This is a genomic window from Bacillus sp. V2I10, from assembly GCF_030817055.1.
GTDB lineage: Bacteria > Bacillota > Bacilli > Bacillales > Bacillaceae > Bacillus_P.
This window is the reverse complement of the sequence record NZ_JAUSYV010000001.1, coordinates 1,388,813-1,405,108: the sequence shown is the minus strand read 5'-3', so window position 1 is coordinate 1,405,108 and position 16,296 is coordinate 1,388,813. Positions and strand designations below refer to the sequence as shown.

16 protein-coding genes, 1 pseudogene and 1 riboswitch are annotated in these 16,296 nt (G+C 36.6%); of the genes and pseudogenes, 8 read left to right on the top strand and 9 right to left on the bottom strand.

What is annotated here, in order from left to right:
- Positions 1 to 8 precede the first annotated feature (8 nt).
- Together QFZ72_RS06985 and QFZ72_RS06980 are read left to right on the top strand one after the other, a co-directional pair.
- Positions 9 to 209, top strand: coding sequence for a DUF3311 domain-containing protein (locus QFZ72_RS06985; protein WP_307431206.1), 201 nt, complete (start codon positions 9 to 11; stop codon positions 207 to 209).
- Positions 206 to 1,690 carry a sodium:solute symporter family protein gene (locus QFZ72_RS06980; RefSeq protein ID WP_307431203.1) on the top strand — a complete coding sequence of 495 codons (1,485 nt, stop codon included), beginning with the start codon at positions 206 to 208 and terminating at the stop codon, positions 1,688 to 1,690. The genes QFZ72_RS06985 and QFZ72_RS06980 overlap by 4 nt, the downstream gene beginning before the upstream one ends.
- Before the next feature lie 372 nt (positions 1,691 to 2,062).
- Here the strand turns inward: QFZ72_RS06980 and QFZ72_RS06975 are convergent, their stop codons facing one another.
- Genes QFZ72_RS06975 through tenA form a run of 4 tightly spaced genes read right to left on the bottom strand, consistent with a single transcriptional unit; the run spans position 2,063 to position 5,642 of the window.
- Positions 2,063 to 2,800, bottom strand: coding sequence for an energy-coupling factor transporter transmembrane component T family protein (locus tag QFZ72_RS06975; protein WP_307431200.1), 738 nt, complete (start codon positions 2,798 to 2,800; stop codon positions 2,063 to 2,065).
- The gene (locus QFZ72_RS06970; RefSeq protein WP_307431198.1) at positions 2,790 to 4,385 is read right to left on the bottom strand and encodes an ABC transporter ATP-binding protein; all 1,596 of its coding nucleotides are present in this window, start codon (positions 4,383 to 4,385) and stop codon (positions 2,790 to 2,792) included. The genes QFZ72_RS06975 and QFZ72_RS06970 overlap by 11 nt, the downstream gene beginning before the upstream one ends.
- Entirely contained in the window at positions 4,363 to 4,959 is a 597-nt protein-coding gene (locus QFZ72_RS06965; RefSeq protein WP_307439632.1) for an ECF transporter S component, read from the bottom strand. The genes QFZ72_RS06970 and QFZ72_RS06965 overlap by 23 nt, the downstream gene beginning before the upstream one ends.
- A complete protein-coding gene (gene tenA, locus QFZ72_RS06960) occupies positions 4,959 to 5,642 on the bottom strand; it encodes a thiaminase II (RefSeq protein WP_307431195.1) in 684 nt (227 codons plus the stop codon). Before tenA ends, QFZ72_RS06965 begins: the two co-directional genes overlap by 1 nt.
- A 109-nt stretch (positions 5,643 to 5,751) precedes the next feature.
- Positions 5,752 to 5,855, bottom strand: a riboswitch (TPP riboswitch).
- A gap of 270 nt (positions 5,856 to 6,125) precedes the next feature.
- Between tenA and QFZ72_RS06955 the strand changes: the two genes are divergently transcribed.
- From QFZ72_RS06955 to QFZ72_RS06940, 4 genes are all read left to right on the top strand, one after another.
- Positions 6,126 to 6,887: a MurR/RpiR family transcriptional regulator gene (locus QFZ72_RS06955; RefSeq protein WP_307431193.1), complete on the top strand. Its 762-nt coding sequence runs from the start codon at positions 6,126 to 6,128 to the stop codon at positions 6,885 to 6,887.
- 302 nt (positions 6,888 to 7,189) lie between these two features.
- Positions 7,190 to 8,749, top strand: a complete 1,560-nt coding sequence (gene malX, locus QFZ72_RS06950; RefSeq protein WP_307431190.1) for a maltose/glucose-specific PTS transporter subunit IIBC — start codon at positions 7,190 to 7,192, stop codon at positions 8,747 to 8,749.
- Between the two features lie 18 nt (positions 8,750 to 8,767).
- Positions 8,768 to 9,964, top strand: coding sequence for a MalY/PatB family protein (locus QFZ72_RS06945; protein ID WP_307431188.1), 1,197 nt, complete (start codon positions 8,768 to 8,770; stop codon positions 9,962 to 9,964).
- 20 nt (positions 9,965 to 9,984) lie between these two features.
- Positions 9,985 to 10,371 carry a RidA family protein gene (locus tag QFZ72_RS06940; protein WP_307431185.1) on the top strand — a complete coding sequence of 129 codons (387 nt, stop codon included), beginning with the start codon at positions 9,985 to 9,987 and terminating at the stop codon, positions 10,369 to 10,371.
- Between the two features lie 116 nt (positions 10,372 to 10,487).
- On the opposite strand, the gene QFZ72_RS06935 is transcribed toward QFZ72_RS06940, so the two are convergent.
- On the bottom strand, positions 10,488 to 10,949 hold the full coding sequence (locus QFZ72_RS06935) for a universal stress protein (RefSeq protein WP_307431183.1): 462 nt from the start codon (positions 10,947 to 10,949) through the stop codon (positions 10,488 to 10,490).
- A 270-nt stretch (positions 10,950 to 11,219) separates the two neighbouring features.
- Here QFZ72_RS06935 and QFZ72_RS06930 point away from each other — a divergent pair, with 270 nt between their 5' ends.
- Positions 11,220 to 11,510 carry a hypothetical protein gene (locus QFZ72_RS06930; protein ID WP_307431180.1) on the top strand — a complete coding sequence of 97 codons (291 nt, stop codon included), beginning with the start codon at positions 11,220 to 11,222 and terminating at the stop codon, positions 11,508 to 11,510.
- Between the two features lie 557 nt (positions 11,511 to 12,067).
- On the opposite strand, the gene QFZ72_RS06925 is transcribed toward QFZ72_RS06930, so the two are convergent.
- Positions 12,068 to 12,889: a squalene/phytoene synthase family protein gene (locus tag QFZ72_RS06925; RefSeq protein WP_307431178.1), complete on the bottom strand. Its 822-nt coding sequence runs from the start codon at positions 12,887 to 12,889 to the stop codon at positions 12,068 to 12,070.
- Positions 12,890 to 13,276: 387 nt separating this feature from the next.
- Here QFZ72_RS06925 and QFZ72_RS29420 point away from each other — a divergent pair.
- Positions 13,277 to 13,528: pseudogene (locus tag QFZ72_RS29420) on the top strand (SIS domain-containing protein); the annotation flags it as partial.
- 31 nt (positions 13,529 to 13,559) lie between these two features.
- On the opposite strand, the gene QFZ72_RS06920 reads toward QFZ72_RS29420, so the two are convergent.
- From QFZ72_RS06920 to QFZ72_RS06910, 3 genes are all read right to left on the bottom strand, one after another.
- Positions 13,560 to 14,216 (bottom strand): C40 family peptidase, encoded by a 657-nt coding sequence (locus QFZ72_RS06920; RefSeq protein WP_307431176.1) that lies wholly within the window; start codon positions 14,214 to 14,216, stop codon positions 13,560 to 13,562.
- A gap of 317 nt (positions 14,217 to 14,533) precedes the next feature.
- Entirely contained in the window at positions 14,534 to 14,752 is a 219-nt protein-coding gene (locus tag QFZ72_RS06915; RefSeq protein WP_373464668.1) for a YncE family protein, read from the bottom strand.
- A gap of 68 nt (positions 14,753 to 14,820) precedes the next feature.
- The gene (locus QFZ72_RS06910; protein WP_307431173.1) at positions 14,821 to 16,032 is read right to left on the bottom strand and encodes a multidrug effflux MFS transporter; all 1,212 of its coding nucleotides are present in this window, start codon (positions 16,030 to 16,032) and stop codon (positions 14,821 to 14,823) included.
- Positions 16,033 to 16,296 lie beyond the last annotated feature (264 nt).

The window sequence follows — 16,296 nt, the reverse complement described above, 5'->3', positions numbered from 1 at the left end:
GGTTCATTATGAAACCGATTTATCTGTTAGGATTGGTGCCGTTTATTGGGATGCTTGGACTATTGCCCTTGGTCAATAGGGTTACCCCCTATGTACTTGGCGTTCCGTTTGTTCTGTTTTGGGTTGTCATGTGGGTGCTGCTCACTTCCGGTATTATGCTCATAATATTCAAACTGGATCCTGCAAATAAGGAAGGTGATCTTGAATGAATTCAGCATTGATTATTATTTTCGGATTTATCCTTCTCTCCATTTATCTAGGAATTCGGGCAAGAAAAGGAAAGGATATGGACCTTGAGCAATGGACCGTTGGCAAACGGGGTTTTGGGAGTATCTTCGTCTTTCTCCTGATGGCTGGTGAAACATACACAACAGTTACTTTTCTTGGCGGAAGCGGGTGGGCCTACGATAAGGGTGGACCAGCACTTTATTTGGTAGCGTATATTTCATTGATGTATGTCTTATCTTACTGGCTTCTCCCTGCAATCTGGAAATATGGGAAAGAAAACAATCTGGTTTCACAACCTGACTTTTATGTAAGCAAATATAAAAGCCCTGCGCTTGGAATAATTGTCGCCCTAATTGGGGTACTTGCCATCATTCCGTACATCGTTCTTCAACTAAAAGGACTTGGCATAATTGTGTCAGAAGGATCTTATGGAAAAATCTCACCAGAGCTTGCGATTTGGATTGGTGCAATCTCAATTACTATTTATGTAATGATTTCAGGCATTCACGGATCTGCCTGGACTGCTGTTCTTAAGGATATCTTGATCCTTATAGTAGTTGTATTCATGGGAATTTACATTCCATTCCATTACTTCGGAGGCATACAGCCGATGTTTGAGGCAGTTGAAGCAGCCAAACCAGGGTTCCTTGCACTTCCTGATAGCGGGTTAAGTATTTCATGGTTTATTTCAACTGTTCTGCTAACCGTGCTTGGTGTCTATATGTGGCCACATTTTTATGGCGCCATTTATTCAGCCAAAAACGGCAAGTCCTTCCGAAAAAATGCGATTATCAGCCCTCTATATACACTTATATTGTTGTTCGTTTTTCTTGTAGGATATACTGCTATCGTGAAAGTCCCGAATTTAAAAGGAACGGAAACCGATCTTGCTTTGCTCCGGATTTCCATTCAAACCTTTGATCCATGGTTTGTGGGGGTGATTGGTGCAGCTGGCTTATTAACAGCACTTGTGCCAGGTTCCATGCTGCTTATGGCAGCATCCACCTCTTTATCTAAAAACGTATATAAAGTGTTTGTGCCAACAGCAACTGAAAAACAAGTATCCGTTCTGGCAAAACTGCTTGTCCCTGTTGTGACCCTTGTCTGTGTATACTTTACATTCAATGGGGGTGACAGCATCGTAACCCTTCTGTTAATGGGGTATAGTTTTGTCACACAATTGGCACCTGCTTTGCTTTTAAGCTTAATGAAGAATAATTTTGTAACGAAGCAAGGTGCGGCAGCTGGAATGATTATCGGAGTTGGTGTTGTGGCATATACGACTATTACACAAACAACACTTGCTACTCTTTTCCCTTCCCTGCCGCAATTGGTTAAGGATATTAATGTAGGTGTTATTGCATTGAGCATTAATGTTGCCTCGATGTTGATTGTCAGCCTATTAACAAAGAATGTGGCTGTTTTAAAAGATTCTAAAGCACCTATTGAAAGCACAAACTAAGTGTAAAGCTATACCGCTGTTTTGAAATTGTAAAAAGTAATTGGAGCTTAAAGTAAAAATCCTTTAAGACCTTTCTTGCTCCATAATCCCTGAAATTGTATAAATAACTCCATATTCTTAATGACATAGAAAAAAGCAGCTCCTATAAAGATTAAAGAGTTCCGTTTGAGATGTTTTTTCAAAATTAATAAGAGAAATGAGATTGGTTTTGACATTGTAATTGTCTTAGGTTAAATACAAAAAAGACTCGTCATTGACGGGTCTTTTGACTTGTTTGCGTTTATTTAGATTTATGCGGATATTCCATTAAAGCCCCTAATAAAAAGAAACACCCCTATTCAAGAATGGTGTCCATTAATGGAATAACTAACTTTATTCAATAAAAATATGAATCCCCAGTACAACTATTAACAAAGAAAATAAATAGACCCAGTCTTTTGTTACTATTTTAGTTGTTTGATAATACGTTCTGTGTCTTGTACCCGTAAATCCACGTGCTTCCATTGCTATAGCAATTCGTTCTGATTTTCGTATTCCTTGAGTAAACAGTGGTAAAGAGTACCTCATAAAAGCTTTCCAACTATTTTTTTGCTTATAGCCTCTTACTTTATGAGCAGTCTTCATTTGGTTTAGTTCAGATTGGAATAATGGGATAAAGCGGAACCCCGCTAATAGCCCATACGCCCATTTAGGTGAAAGTTTACATTGATGAATTAAACTCATAATGAACAAAGTTAAGTCTGTTGTAGAGGTGAATAATAATCCATACGTTACAAACCCTAACATACGTAAAGCTAAAGTTAAGCCATGATTCATACTCTCTTGGGTGATATGGAACCAGGCCCATTTCCAAATTGTTTCTTGCCCTTCACCAAAAGCTGCCATCATCCAAAATACAAGAATAAAAAAACCTAAATAAGGAAAAAGCCTTTTCATGAGGAAGGAAATTCTCCATCCGCCTAAAAAAATCCCGAGTAATACCGCAAAAAACCATATCAAAAAAGTAACTTTTGGATGTGAAATTGTCATTAATATAAACATAATCAAAAAATGGGAAAGTAATTTGCATGAAGGATTTAGAGTAGCGAGGAATGAATGGTTAGACTTCATAATAAATACTCTCCTTTCGTGCATGCATCAATTGGTAATGGAGCGGCGGAATTAACGCACTTTCACATAAAAGATTTTGATCAGAAAACAAACGATAAGGTGTCCCTTGATATGTCACTCTCCCCTTGTTGAAGAGAATTACTTTATCTGAAAAATCATCAACTAAATCCATATCGTGAGTCACCATTACAATGGTTGTTCCCTGTTCCTGTCTCTCTTTTAGGCGTTTAATAAGCTCTCTGGCTGTCTTTTCATCCTGACCGAAAGTTGGTTCATCAAGTAATAATAAATTTTGATCAAACAACAACATAGTCGCAACACTTAACCGCCGTTTTTGTCCTAAACTCAATGTAAAAGGGTGAGCATTGTGATAAGATTCCAATCCAAACTCCTGCAGTAATTGGTTTGTTTTTGTATTAATTAGCTCTTCAGGCCAATTTCTTTGTCGGCCGCCAAAGGCAATTTCTTCAAATACAGTATCCGTTATAAATTGAAGTTCTGGATTTTGAAAAACAAAGCCAGCTTTTTCATATAATTCTCGATCTGACCATTTTTTCAGTTCAGTATCTTGAAAGTGAATTTTCCCTTTTTTAATTGGCTCCAAGCGAATAAGACTTTTTAAGAAGGTGCTTTTCCCACTTCCATTTTCACCGACGATCGAAATCCATTCCCCTTTATGGATTCTTATATTAATGTCTCTCACTATTGCCTTCTTCCTATAACCAATTTCAACATTTTCGATGCTGATAGAAATATCCTCTTTTTTGTATTCTTTGGTTTTTACTATTGACTTCGTTTCTATCATATTTGAAAGTTTGATAGATAGCGGGTGTGAACTATTATGAACAACTTCCTTCCATTTTTCCGGAAATAATTTCGGCCGCCAAATACCAGCTTCTTTCATTTGATTATTAAAATTCAGCAGAATCTCTTTTGGCTTCCCATCCCCGATAATACGCCCAGTTTCATTTATGATAACGACCCTATCCATCCATTCAATGCAGCCGTCTAATACATGTTCTACAAAAACCATTGTTTGGTTTGTCTTTTGGGAAATTTGATTCAATAAATCAAATATCTCGTTCCTGCCAGCAGGGTCTAATTGGGCTGTTGGTTCATCAAAGAACAAGACTTCTGGTTCTAATGCTAATAAACAAGCTAATGCCAATCTTTGTTTCATACCACCGGATAATGTTTCAATTGGTGTTTTCTTATCAATCTTTAGCCCTACTTTATCCATCAAGTCAGTAATCATTTTGTCCATATCGTTTCGCGGAATAGATCGGTTTTCGAGACTAAAAGCAATCTCTTCACCCACATGAAGCATACAAAATTGAGAATCAGGATCTTGAAACATAACGCCGGCATCTTTCCTGAGGAATACTTCACCACTTACTTCTGCCTCAATATGCTCAGGGATAATACCTGCAAGAGCGGAAATCAAAGTAGATTTCCCACTCCCGCTAGGCCCCAGTATTAATACTTTCTCCCCTTTATTTATTGACAATGTAATACTACTGAGTATTTTTTCAGAACGATTATAAAAGCGAATAGACAGATCCTTACATCCCAGAAACATTTCCATTTAAGTTTTCCCTTTTCCTTTTATCCTTCATAATTTCATATTGTTCTAAAACACCTGTTTTTGCGAGTGAGTCCACGACTACTTTCGCTAACCAACCACCGAGAATAATTCCGCTTATCACATGAATTACTAACGTAACAAAAAATACTTCTGTCGTGTAATATCCAAAACCGTTGGCAATTAAGTTATAGATCATGCTTCCAACCGCTGCAAGAGCCCCAGATAGCATTAATGTAAATAGGTTGTAGCGTTTATATCTGAATATCGCGAATGCGATTTCTGAACCCATACCTTGAAAGACACCAATTAAAAGGGCCGATAGACCAAAATGACTTCCTGTTAATAACTCTACTGCTGCCGCTGCAACCTCTGCAATAAGGGCCGCACCCGGTTTTCGGATAATATACGCTACTATTGGACTAGCAATCACCCAAATCCCAAACATAAAACCTGCGCCCACCGGCCCCACAATAGCGGAAATCGGAATCCAAAGAGTAGACCATCCTAAATAAATAACTCCACAAGCCACCGCTAGAATGACAGCAAGAACTACTTCTTTCATCTTCCAGCTCATCACTTTACTACCTCCATTTTCACAGGCCATTCTTCGAGTTTATAGGCCATATCCCAAAACATATATTCAAGCTGACAACTTATTAAGAAATGTTCTTTCATCTTTTCTTTTTCTCTCTCTGTTGCTTCCTTTGCCCACTCATCTATACGGGCACAAAATTTAGTTGTGATCGAATTTGTACGATTACCATAAAAATTTATCCAATCATAAAATGGATGAGAGCGATCTGGATTAACTTCATTTAATATTCTTTTGCCAATCTCCCAATATGTCCACGGACATGGTAATAAGACAGCTAAAATTTCCCCTAATGTTCCTTCGTGAGCAACTGTAAGCATATGACGTATGTAATGAAGTGAAGATGGTGATAACGGATATCCTTGTAATACCTCATATGGAACACCCGCTACTTGACAAAAGTTATTATGTGGATGGATTTCACTTTTTAATATAAATGAAATTTGCTGATTAAACATATCCATATCTTCACGATTCTCACACTTCGAGACCGCTATTCCATAGATTCTGATAAAGGAACTCAAATATTCAAAGTCCTGTTTAACATAATGAATTAATTGTTCCTTTTTTAATCCTCCATTGGCGATTCCTTTGACAAAAGGATGTTCGAAAATCGCATCAAAGATGGGATTTGCTTCCTTTCTTAGTTCTGCTGAAAAACTCATACATTTAGCCCCCTTATTGGTTATAACGGGAAGACACTATAGGGAGCGACTATAATTGAATACGAAAAAACCGCTCCAAAAATGGAGCGGCAGAATAATTGTATATATTCATACACTGACTCCACTTTCCTACGCTAGTATGAACTAGATCAGGTTCAAAGGGTCCAGGATAACTCCTGTCTCAGCCATAAAATGGCTCCCCTAGTGGTCTTCCTATTAATTTAATATTTACTGTACACATGCTTTCTAATAAAGTCAATCAATTTGACCTTAACATAATATTTAGTAAAATTTATTTGCTGTTTATAATCTGTATTATTATGTAAATTGGAATTGCATATTTTTATAACTTAGCTTTTTTACCACTTGTCCAGCCACGTTTAAATAAAACCTCCTGTATTCCTTTTTTTACCCCAATCCTGCTGTTTTTGAGTTTCATGGATATGCTATAGTATAAGGAACAATATAGAGTGGTGATGAACAATGAAAACATTCTTAAAGCGTCTATCTCAACGCAGAGATCAATTAAGCCAGTTAGAGAAACAGGTATTAGACCATATTTTAATAAACCCGAATTTCGTTGTTCAGTCCAATGTGAATGATCTTGCCAAAGAATTATTTGTATCAACCGCAACGATTAGCAGAACGTGTAAGCAGTTAGGCTACGAGGGATTCCAAGATTTAAAATACACGTTAAGTAAATACGTTGATTATGATAAAGATGATGAAAATATTATTTCTTCAAATACGATATTGACTCAGATAGATCGAGTAAAAAAAGAAATGGATCAAACCTTAAAGAATATCAATGAAGAAAAGATTCAAAAAGCTGCAGCGTATATTAAAGAAAGTAATTATGTTGAGTTTTTTGGGGTTGGGGCATCACTTCCAACTTGTGTGGAAGCTGCTAGAAAGCTTACCTTTTCAGGAAGAATCTGTAGTGCACGTGAAGATTGGGATGAACTAAGATGCGTGGCCAATAGTTTATCTGAAAATGATTTAGCCATTTTAGTATCATATAGTGGAGAAACATTACATATACTAGAGTTTGCAAATATATTAAAAGAGAAAAACGTAAAGACAATAGCAGTCGTTGGCCGACGAAATAGCCGGTTGCAGCAAGAAGTTGATATCACTTTTCATGCACATATTACAAACGGATATTATGGTGAATTAGATATGAGTTCGAGATTTCCGTTAAGCATTATATTGGATTTCATTATCCTGACATATATGAATCATTAGTAGTAAGAGGTTTCTAGTAAATGCTAGAAACTTTTTTTTATGAAGGCTAAGGAACAAAACTTAAAACTTGCAGACTTTATCTCCCCTCCTCTTTTGAGGTGAGTTAAAGAATATGAGGGAGATTTCAGAACTTCCATACTCTTTTTATATGTAAGCTCGTTACAAAAAAAGTAACTGTGTACAACAAACATGAAAGCGATTGCAACACAATGCTAATAAAGCTATGCTATATCCGTAAGTTGATAGAAAGCTTACATGAGCAGCTTGCTCGCAACCTGATGTTGAAAAAAGGAGAGTCCAGTATGAAAAAGAAAAGCATGAAATCGAATTTTTGGGAGTTCTTTCAAGGCTTAGGGAAAACTTTTATGCTGCCTGTGGCATTATTAGCATTCATGGGATTAATGTTAGGGGTTGGAAGTGCGTTTACAAGCCCAACAACGATTGAAACCATCCCCTTTTTAGGAAATCCTATTTTACAAATACTATTTAGTTTTATGTCTACAATCGGTGGTTTTGCATTCACCTACTTACCAGTATTATTCGCAATGGCTATTCCATTGGGGCTTGTAAGGTATGAAAAAGGTGTAGCTGCTTTTTCTGGATTTATCGGTTATGTGATCATGCATTTATCTATTAACTTTTATTTAACTGAAACCAATCAGCTTGCTACAGCAGAAAAGTTACGTGAGACTGGACAAGGAATGGTAATGGGGATTCAAACCTTAGAAATGGGAGTCCTTGGAGGAATTATTGTTGGGATTATCGTTTATCTGCTACACAATAAGTTTTACGATATCCAGTTACCAGACGCATTTGCATTTTTTGGAGGAGCACGCTTTGTTCCAATTATTACTTCTCTGACATTAGCGTTTGTTGGGATTCTGCTTCCAATCATTTGGCCAATATTTGCATTGGGGATTGCAGGAGTAGGGTCAATCATTCAAAAATCGGGCGCATTTGGCCCATTCTTATTCGGTGCTGGGGAGAGATTGCTGCTTCCGTTTGGATTACACCATATTCTTGTAGCGATGATTCGCTTTACAGAAGCAGGCGGTACGCAAATTGTTGATGGTCAAACGATTTCCGGTGCATTAAATATTTTCTACGCCCAGTTAAAAAGTGGAGAAGCAATTAGTCCTTCAGTAACAGCCTTTTTATCTCAAGGTAAAATGCCATCATTTATGTTTGGATTACCAGCAGTTGCATTAGCTATCTATCATACTGCTCGACCTGAGAACCGAAAGAAAATTAAAGGTCTATTAATTTCTGGTGTTCTTGCTGCTTTTGTAACCGGAATTACAGAACCTATTGAATTTTTATTCTTGTTCGTTTCACCAGTGTTATATGGAATTCATGTAGTCCTGACAGGATTAGGATTTATGGTTATGTCTTTACTTGGAGTGGTTATTGGCAACACAGATGGCGGCGTATTAGACTTTTTAATCTTCGGGATATTACAAGGCACCTATACTAAATGGTATCTCGTACTTGCTGTAGGGATAGTGTGGTTTGCTATTTATTACACAGTGTTCCGTTACGCAATTACAAAATTCAATTTGAAAACTCCTGGACGTGAAGAAGTAACCGAAGAAATTAGTGAAGAAATAATTACTAATAAGAAAAAAGGGAAATATGATGCTGAAAGAATTTTAAGTGCGTTAGGCGGAAAAGAAAATATTGAGTCATTAGATAACTGCATTACTCGTTTACGTCTTGTCGTGAAAGATATGAATAAAGTAAATCAACCCACCTTAAAAGAGTGTGGAGCACTTGGTGTTGTTGTACTAGATGAACATAATGTACAGGTTATTATTGGAACACAAGTAGCTTCTGTTAAAACTCAATTAGACAAATTAGCATAAAGATGAGGTTTGATTAAAATGAAATATTCATTTGATGAAGTAGTAAATAGATTAGGTACCTACTGCACTCAATGGGACTATATTGAAGATCGATTTGGAGAAAAGGACCTTTTGCCATTCTCTATATCAGATACAGATTTTCTATGTCCGCCCGAAATACTAACGGCATTAAAAAAACGTGTAGACCATGGGATTTTTGGATATACGAGATGGAATCATCAGGAATTTAAAGGTGCAATTCAACAATGGTACCTAAAGAGATTTTCTACCTCAATTAAAGAGGATTGGATTATATATAGTCCTACAGTTATTTATACGATTTCAAAGCTAATCGAACACATGACAGAAGAGGGAGATCATGTCGTTGTTCAAACTCCAGCTTATGATGCTTTCTTTAAACTAGTAGAAGACAATAAGCGAGTTTTTTCTGGGAACAAGCTGCTCTATGAAAATAACACTTACTTCATTGATTTTCAGGATTTAGAGAAAAAGCTTGCACATCCTCGTGCAAAAGTTTTTCTATTATGCAGTCCTCATAATCCGACAGGACGTGTATGGTCAAAAAAAGAATTGAAAAAAATAATTGCACTTTGTAAGAAATATCAGGTATATGTGATTTCCGATGAGATTCATATGGATATTGTAAGCAAGCCTAATGTGCATGTTCCAATTGTAGATGTTGCAGAAAATCTAGATCATGTGTGTATCTGTACGTCAGCCAGTAAAACATTCAATACACCTGGATTAGGAGGATCCTATGCGATTATTCCCAATCAAGAATTAAAGGAGCGTTACCTCAAAACCTTGAAGAATATAGATGGACTTTCTTCAACGAGTACTCTAGGTGCAATTGGGCTAATGACTGCTTATCATAACGGTGGTCAATGGGTGGATGATTTAAACACTTATATTGAAAAAAACATGGAACTAGTGAAGAGCTTTCTTGATACCCATATCCTTTCTGCCCATTTAGAAATTCCTGAATCAACCTATTTAGCTTGGATTGACATATCTAAGCTGCCATATTCTGATGAACAACTGCAAGATGCACTAATTCATCATGGTAAAGTAGCCATCATGCCGGGAGAAATGTACGGAAAAGACGGAAAAGGATTCTTACGTATGAATGTGGGATGCCCATCTTCAAAAGTAATCGATGGATTACAGAGATTTAAAAGAGCTTTAGATTATCTTGAAAATAATATTAATCATTAACTTTAAGAGGAGAATGAAGCGTGTTAACAACAATTTTCACTAATGAAGCACCAGCAGCAATTGGCCCTTACTCTCAAGCAATAAAGTTAGATAAATTACTCTTTACTTCTGGCCAAATCCCAGTTAATCCAAAAATAGGAGAAGTAGTAGATGGAGAGATTACTGAGCAAGCACATCAATTCATGAAAAATGTACAAGCTGTTTTAGAAGAAGGCAATGCTTCATTTAATACTGTGATTAAGACGACTTGCTTTATAACTAATATGGCTGATTTTGCAGACTTTAACAGTGTGTATGAGCAATACTTCACTGCGAATAAGCCGGCACGTTCTTGTGTAGCAGTTAAAGAACTGCCTAAAGGTGTATTATGTGAAGTCGAAGTTATTGCTTTGACGGAAGACAACTGACATCAGATCTTTGCTCCATCCAATGACGGTAAAGGTTACATCATATATATGGAATGCATAATGAAGAAGGTGTAAGCGAAGCTGTTTAGGCTTCGCTTACTGATGAAATCTTGACTTTACTTAGTGATAAGAACTGCCTGTGTGGCCTCTGATAATACTTTTTGGCTGACACTGCCTAAGACCCACTTCTTTATTCCACTTAGTCCTCGGCTTCCCATAACGATAAGGTCAATGTTGTTCTTTTCTGAATACCCGCAAATGGATGCTGATGGGTCACCATCTAATAGGGCTGTAGTAACCTTAATATCAGGAGATATTTCGTCTTTAGCTTTTCTAATTATAGCTTCACCTTTACCTATCTCAACTTCTTCAGCTCTTTCTACTTCTTCCTGAATAATTTGAGTGCCAGCTTCACTTACGGGGTATACTCCACCATAAAGCGGCAGATGGGTCTCGTTCTTAACATGAATCAATGTCAATTCTGCCCCATTGTTCCTTGCCAGCTCATTTGCATGCTGTAACGCTTGCTTACTTCCCTCTGAACCATCAATCGCTACTAATATTCTCTTATAAATCATAACAACCTCTCCTTGATCTGAAGTATAGAGACATATTATTGCTTTATTTAATTACCTTAATTATTTACCCTATCTCTTCAGAACTAACACATTACCAACTTCTTTCCTCCTGCTTTTCCCATAGAACATAGACATGAAGTTTAATAGGTACCGGCGACGTCATCATAATGCGTCACTGGTACCTATTCATTCAGAGTAATAACTTACTCTTCCTATTCATACCTTATGTACTTGTACAATTATTTGGAAAGCTGCTTGGCAGGAAAGCTGTTGCGGAAAACAGTTATGCTGAAAAAGGCTAAGGAAGGGATAACCAGGGCAATAGAATTGGACAACCGTTTATTCAAAACATTATTCCAGCTTCTCATCTATCGTATAGAGGATAAACTCGATCAGTATTACAGCTTTATAGAGAGGGATGCCCTACCCTATTTCCAGTCATACAATAATACGATGTACATAAACAAGTATGCCAAGCAATTATATAACTATAACGTGGAAACTGAGCAGTATGAGGAAGCAGTCAATGTTTCAAAAATTTTTATGGATACTGAAACATAGTGCGAATAACCATATATGAATTCGAACGTAAGAGCATAGCATTTCCCAAAGGTAAAGGATTGTTTAATGGATAAAAGTAAATTGATTTTAAATTTAGCTTGAGGCGAACAAAAGCAGAATACGGTGAAAGGTATAAGATACCCACTCTTCCCACTTAGCGTTTTTTCGTTATGATGAGCTTCTGACTTTTCAACAAAAAAAGAGCAGTTCTCACTGCTCTTTTAAAATTTATTTGCTGTTTAAAATCTGTATTATGTAAACTGCCAATAAATTAGGTTAGCAAAACTGGCCTCCGCCCCATGGATAGGCATGACGAAGAAATAAGAGGCCTTATACTGTAGACACATGGTATGGGAAAGCTTCCAAGGGCAGGGGAAAAACATAAATTATTTAGCAAAAACAATAACCCCTTAGGGCAAGTGGGGGCTTATTGTTTTTGTGTATAAATGGAAAACCACCTTAATCGTTAGCATTTGTGCCCTTAGTTTCCCTAGTGAGTATCTAAGATGGAACAGCATAATCAACACAATAAACTATGCCCCTTAGTACATGGAATATTATTGTTTGCTTACTACTTGATTCACTATTTCAGTTACGGCAGTTCTACTCATTTTTTCCTTTCCCTCTGTTAAAGCGTCAAGCGTACCATGTGCAAGTGCTATCGGGATTTTGCAAAAATTAAGGATTGGACCAGGTTTAATATTCTCCAAGTAAACGTCAGCAAGAGCTAGATTACGTCGGGCGTACATAAACATATCTTCTAGCTCCCACCCATCGGGAAAGAAATCTACACCTCTCTCTAAATCCTCTGCACGATTACGAAGAATATTGACGGACTGTAAACCACGGCCAAAGGCTATGGCTAGAGACTCATCTGTTTCAGTAGCATCATACCACTTCCAAATATCTGAGAGCATGACTCCAACCAAACCAGCCACGTAGAATGTGTATTGATTCAAATCCTCTTCATTCTTAATCCGCCACTCTTTTAAAACCCAGTCCCCCATCCCTTTCGCCATAGTGGATGTTGCATTCAAAACGTTCTCTACAATTGTCGGTGGACAAAGCTTGATCCAATCACCAAGACGTAAGGTAACATCCGGGAGAAGGGAGTTGTACGGATGAAAAATATCCATTAACTCGTTGTTATTAAAGGGTTTTTGCAAGAGTTGACTGATTGAACGTAATAGATTACTTTTGGTTTCGAAATCGAGTTGAGGATGATCTTCAATCTCGTCAATAGCTCTCATGCATAAGTAGGCGGATGTAACAGTTTCTCTTAATCCTGGCGATAGAAGACTAATAGGGATAAAGAAGGTCCGGCTTGTTGCCATTAACATGTCTCTCGCGTCTCTATGTAAATTAATTGATTCACTCATCTTTGTATTTTCTCCTTTTTTGTCTTATTTAAGCCTTATTTCCCTTAATTTCAATGATTGTTTACAAGTAGTTTTGGGAAATATTAGCTAAATTACTACTTAAAGTTGGAAATGGCTGTATTAGCAATTGTAGTTTCTTTATAAGAAGTCTAACATGTATTTATTAACTTTACGAAAAAAACTTATATACCATCAAAAAAGTCTGATGAGGATCACTCATCAGACTTTTTTCTGGATAACAGATTTGCACCATATAAGGATCCAGAGTTTTGAAGACATAATAAACCCAATTAAGACGCTTTTTAAGCGTTTCCAAAAATTTGGTTTTAGTCGTTAAGATTAAATCCTCTACTTTCTCTAAATCCTTAAAACCATGTTGTATTCTCAAGATCTGGTGAGTCATTCTATGTATTATCAAACGCTCAGATCTCGAAACGACAGGGAATCAAAATTGCGGCTATTTCAAGCAGCCAAAACAGTAATCTGGCCGAAATGGCCGACTTAATTTTGCCTATATACGGTTCGCGTGAAGCTAACCAAATATTAATATGGTTAGCATTTGAATTTCTATTAATACTATTCAGTTTAATTAAAAATCTATTTGAAGGGAAATCAATAAGTATTTCTTTGACTATTTAATTCTATTGCAATGCAAACTGCGCTTTTTTTCTTAATATCTTTTAGCCCCTAAGTATCTCTCAGACCAATAGGAATTGTTCATTGAAGTAATACTTACACCTTTAGAAGAAGAACTATGAATGAATTGATTATTCCCTAAATATATGCCTGCGTGAGAAGCCCCTGGCTTATATGTCTCAAAGAATACTAAATCTCCTACCTGAGGTGAAGAAACCTTAACCCCCTGCTTATAAATATCTGCTACTGTTCTAGGAAGCTTTTTACCTGCACTTTCATTAAAAACATAATTTAAGTATCCGCTGCAATCAAACCCTTTTGGAGACATTCCGCCCCAAACATAGGGTACATTTAAATATTTTTTTGCAGTAGTCACGATATTGGACTTATAAACTGGTTGACTTGCTTGTTTCCCTAGAGCTTTATATGTATTTTTACCTGCTATTCCATCTGCTTTTAATCCTTTAGCTTTTTGGAACTTAATAACAGCGCTTTTTGTAATAGGTCCAAAATATGTAGTTGTTGATTTATTAGTAAAGTAACCCTTTTTTTTCAATGTTTCTTGTAATTGTTTTACATCAGAATGGTACATCCCACTTTTTAATGTCTGGTCACCCAATGCAGCACTACCAACAATTGGACTGCTTAATAAAGCGCCGGTTAAGACAAATGATGCTATTAATTTTTTCATTCTTTACCCCCATATTACTAACTTGCTATTTTCTTAATATTAGCATCATTAAATAACAGCAATGTTGTAATTACATTTCAATTACTTTACAAAATAATGCAAAATTTGTGCAGATTATACATTCTTCGCTATTATTGGGATTTAGAATTAATCGTAAAAGAAACCTCCAGATATCCGGAGAGTTCTTTTACCTATGTTTTTCCATTCTGTTACACTTTACTAATAAAGAAATCGCCTTTTTTTCACTTAAATTTAAAACGAATATGTGGTGAGCTGGCAAGGAAAGGCCATGAACTTATTTATTTAAGGATTCACCCCTAATCAACTTGGGATAACACCAAAAAGTTAGGAATGACAGTATTTGTATTTCCACTAATGACAGAAACATTGATACTGCCCTCGTTTGCCAAATAAATCACTTTTGTTAAAGGATTCACGCCCACAGCCGTTGGGTTAGAACCCACTGAAACGGTAGAAATGACTGTATTAGTAATTCCACTAATGATGGAAACATTGTTACTACTGAGGTTTGCTATATGAATTTTTTTAATTGAATCATATTCATACGATCATACATTTTCTAATTTTTGATAGCTCCCTGACATTATCTTGAAGTTTGTACGGCAACAGAAGCTTTTCGGACTAATCCATAATAGGATAGAAAGGCCATAAAGCTTGCTAAAAAGATAGTGACACCCATTGGAATGGCTGAATATTCTCCTGCTATTCCGACGAGTGGAGCTGTTAATGAGCCAAGTATAAATGGGAGTACACCTAATAGTGCCGAAGCGCTTCCCGCAATATGTCCTTGTGATTCCATCGCTAATGAAAAAGATGTCGTAGCAATAATCCCGATGCAGGATACTAAAAAGAATATAGGAATGGCGATAGCAAATAGCGGTGCTTTTATAAGAAGTGCTCCTAGTAATACAGCACCTGCTGTGTTAGAAAGAATTAAACCTATCTTCAAAAAAGTTTTCTCTGGTATGACATCTGAATAGCGGCCAACAATCTGGCTTCCAATTATTAAGGCAATCCCATTCACTCCAAATAAGAGACTGAATACTTGAGGTGATACACCATAAATATTCTGATAGACAAAAGGAATACCAGATACGTAAGCAAAGATTCCTGCAATGATAAAACCTTGTGTAAGTGCGTACCCTGTGAATTGACGATCTTTTAATAAGGAACCAAAGTTCTTCAATACTTGAATAAAGTTACTTGGTATACGCTTTTCAATTGGCAATGTTTCTTCTAGTTTCAATGAAATAATCAAAAACAGCACCATACCAATACAAGCCAAAACAATAAATACCCCCGCCCAATTTGTAAAGAAGAGGATACTGCCTCCTGCTATAGGTGCAATAATAGGACCGAGATTACTTACGGCCATCAATAAAGCAAAAAACTTGGTCAGTTCCCTGCCACTATAAACATCACGAACAATGGCCCTTGAAATAACTAGTCCACCTGCAGCTGCAAAGCCTTGTAAAAAGCGAGCCCCGATGAAGAAATAAATATTCGGTGCAAATGCACATACTACGGAAGCCAGTAAATACATGATGAGAAAAATAAGCAGTGGTTTACGGCGTCCGAGAACGTCACTCATTGGACCAATAATTAATTGCCCCAAGCCTAGACCTAATAGGCAGGTAGTTAAACTAATTTGCACTAAAGATGCAGTCGTACTATATTCTTTTACAATAGTAGGGAATGAAGGCAAATACATATCTATTGTAAAAGGGCCTAAAAGTGCAAGTGATCCTAAAAGTAAAGCAAGTTGTAATCGTCTTTTTTCAGTAAATTGGTTCAAGTTTTTCTCGCCTTTCTGTAAAAACAGTCATATTCTATTAAACTTTTCTTTTTTCACATCCTATTGCAAAATTTCATAATCTCAGGAAGCATCTGTAGCTTTTCTTTTGTATTTGATCGTTTACTTAGATGTAATATGAGTTAGCCTTGCTATCTTAGTTTTTGATCATTTGTTTAATATACACCTATTCCTGCATATTTCTTGGAAACCCAAAAACATACTAATTCGGTTATCCGTTTCTTTATACTGAATCAGAAATGCGAA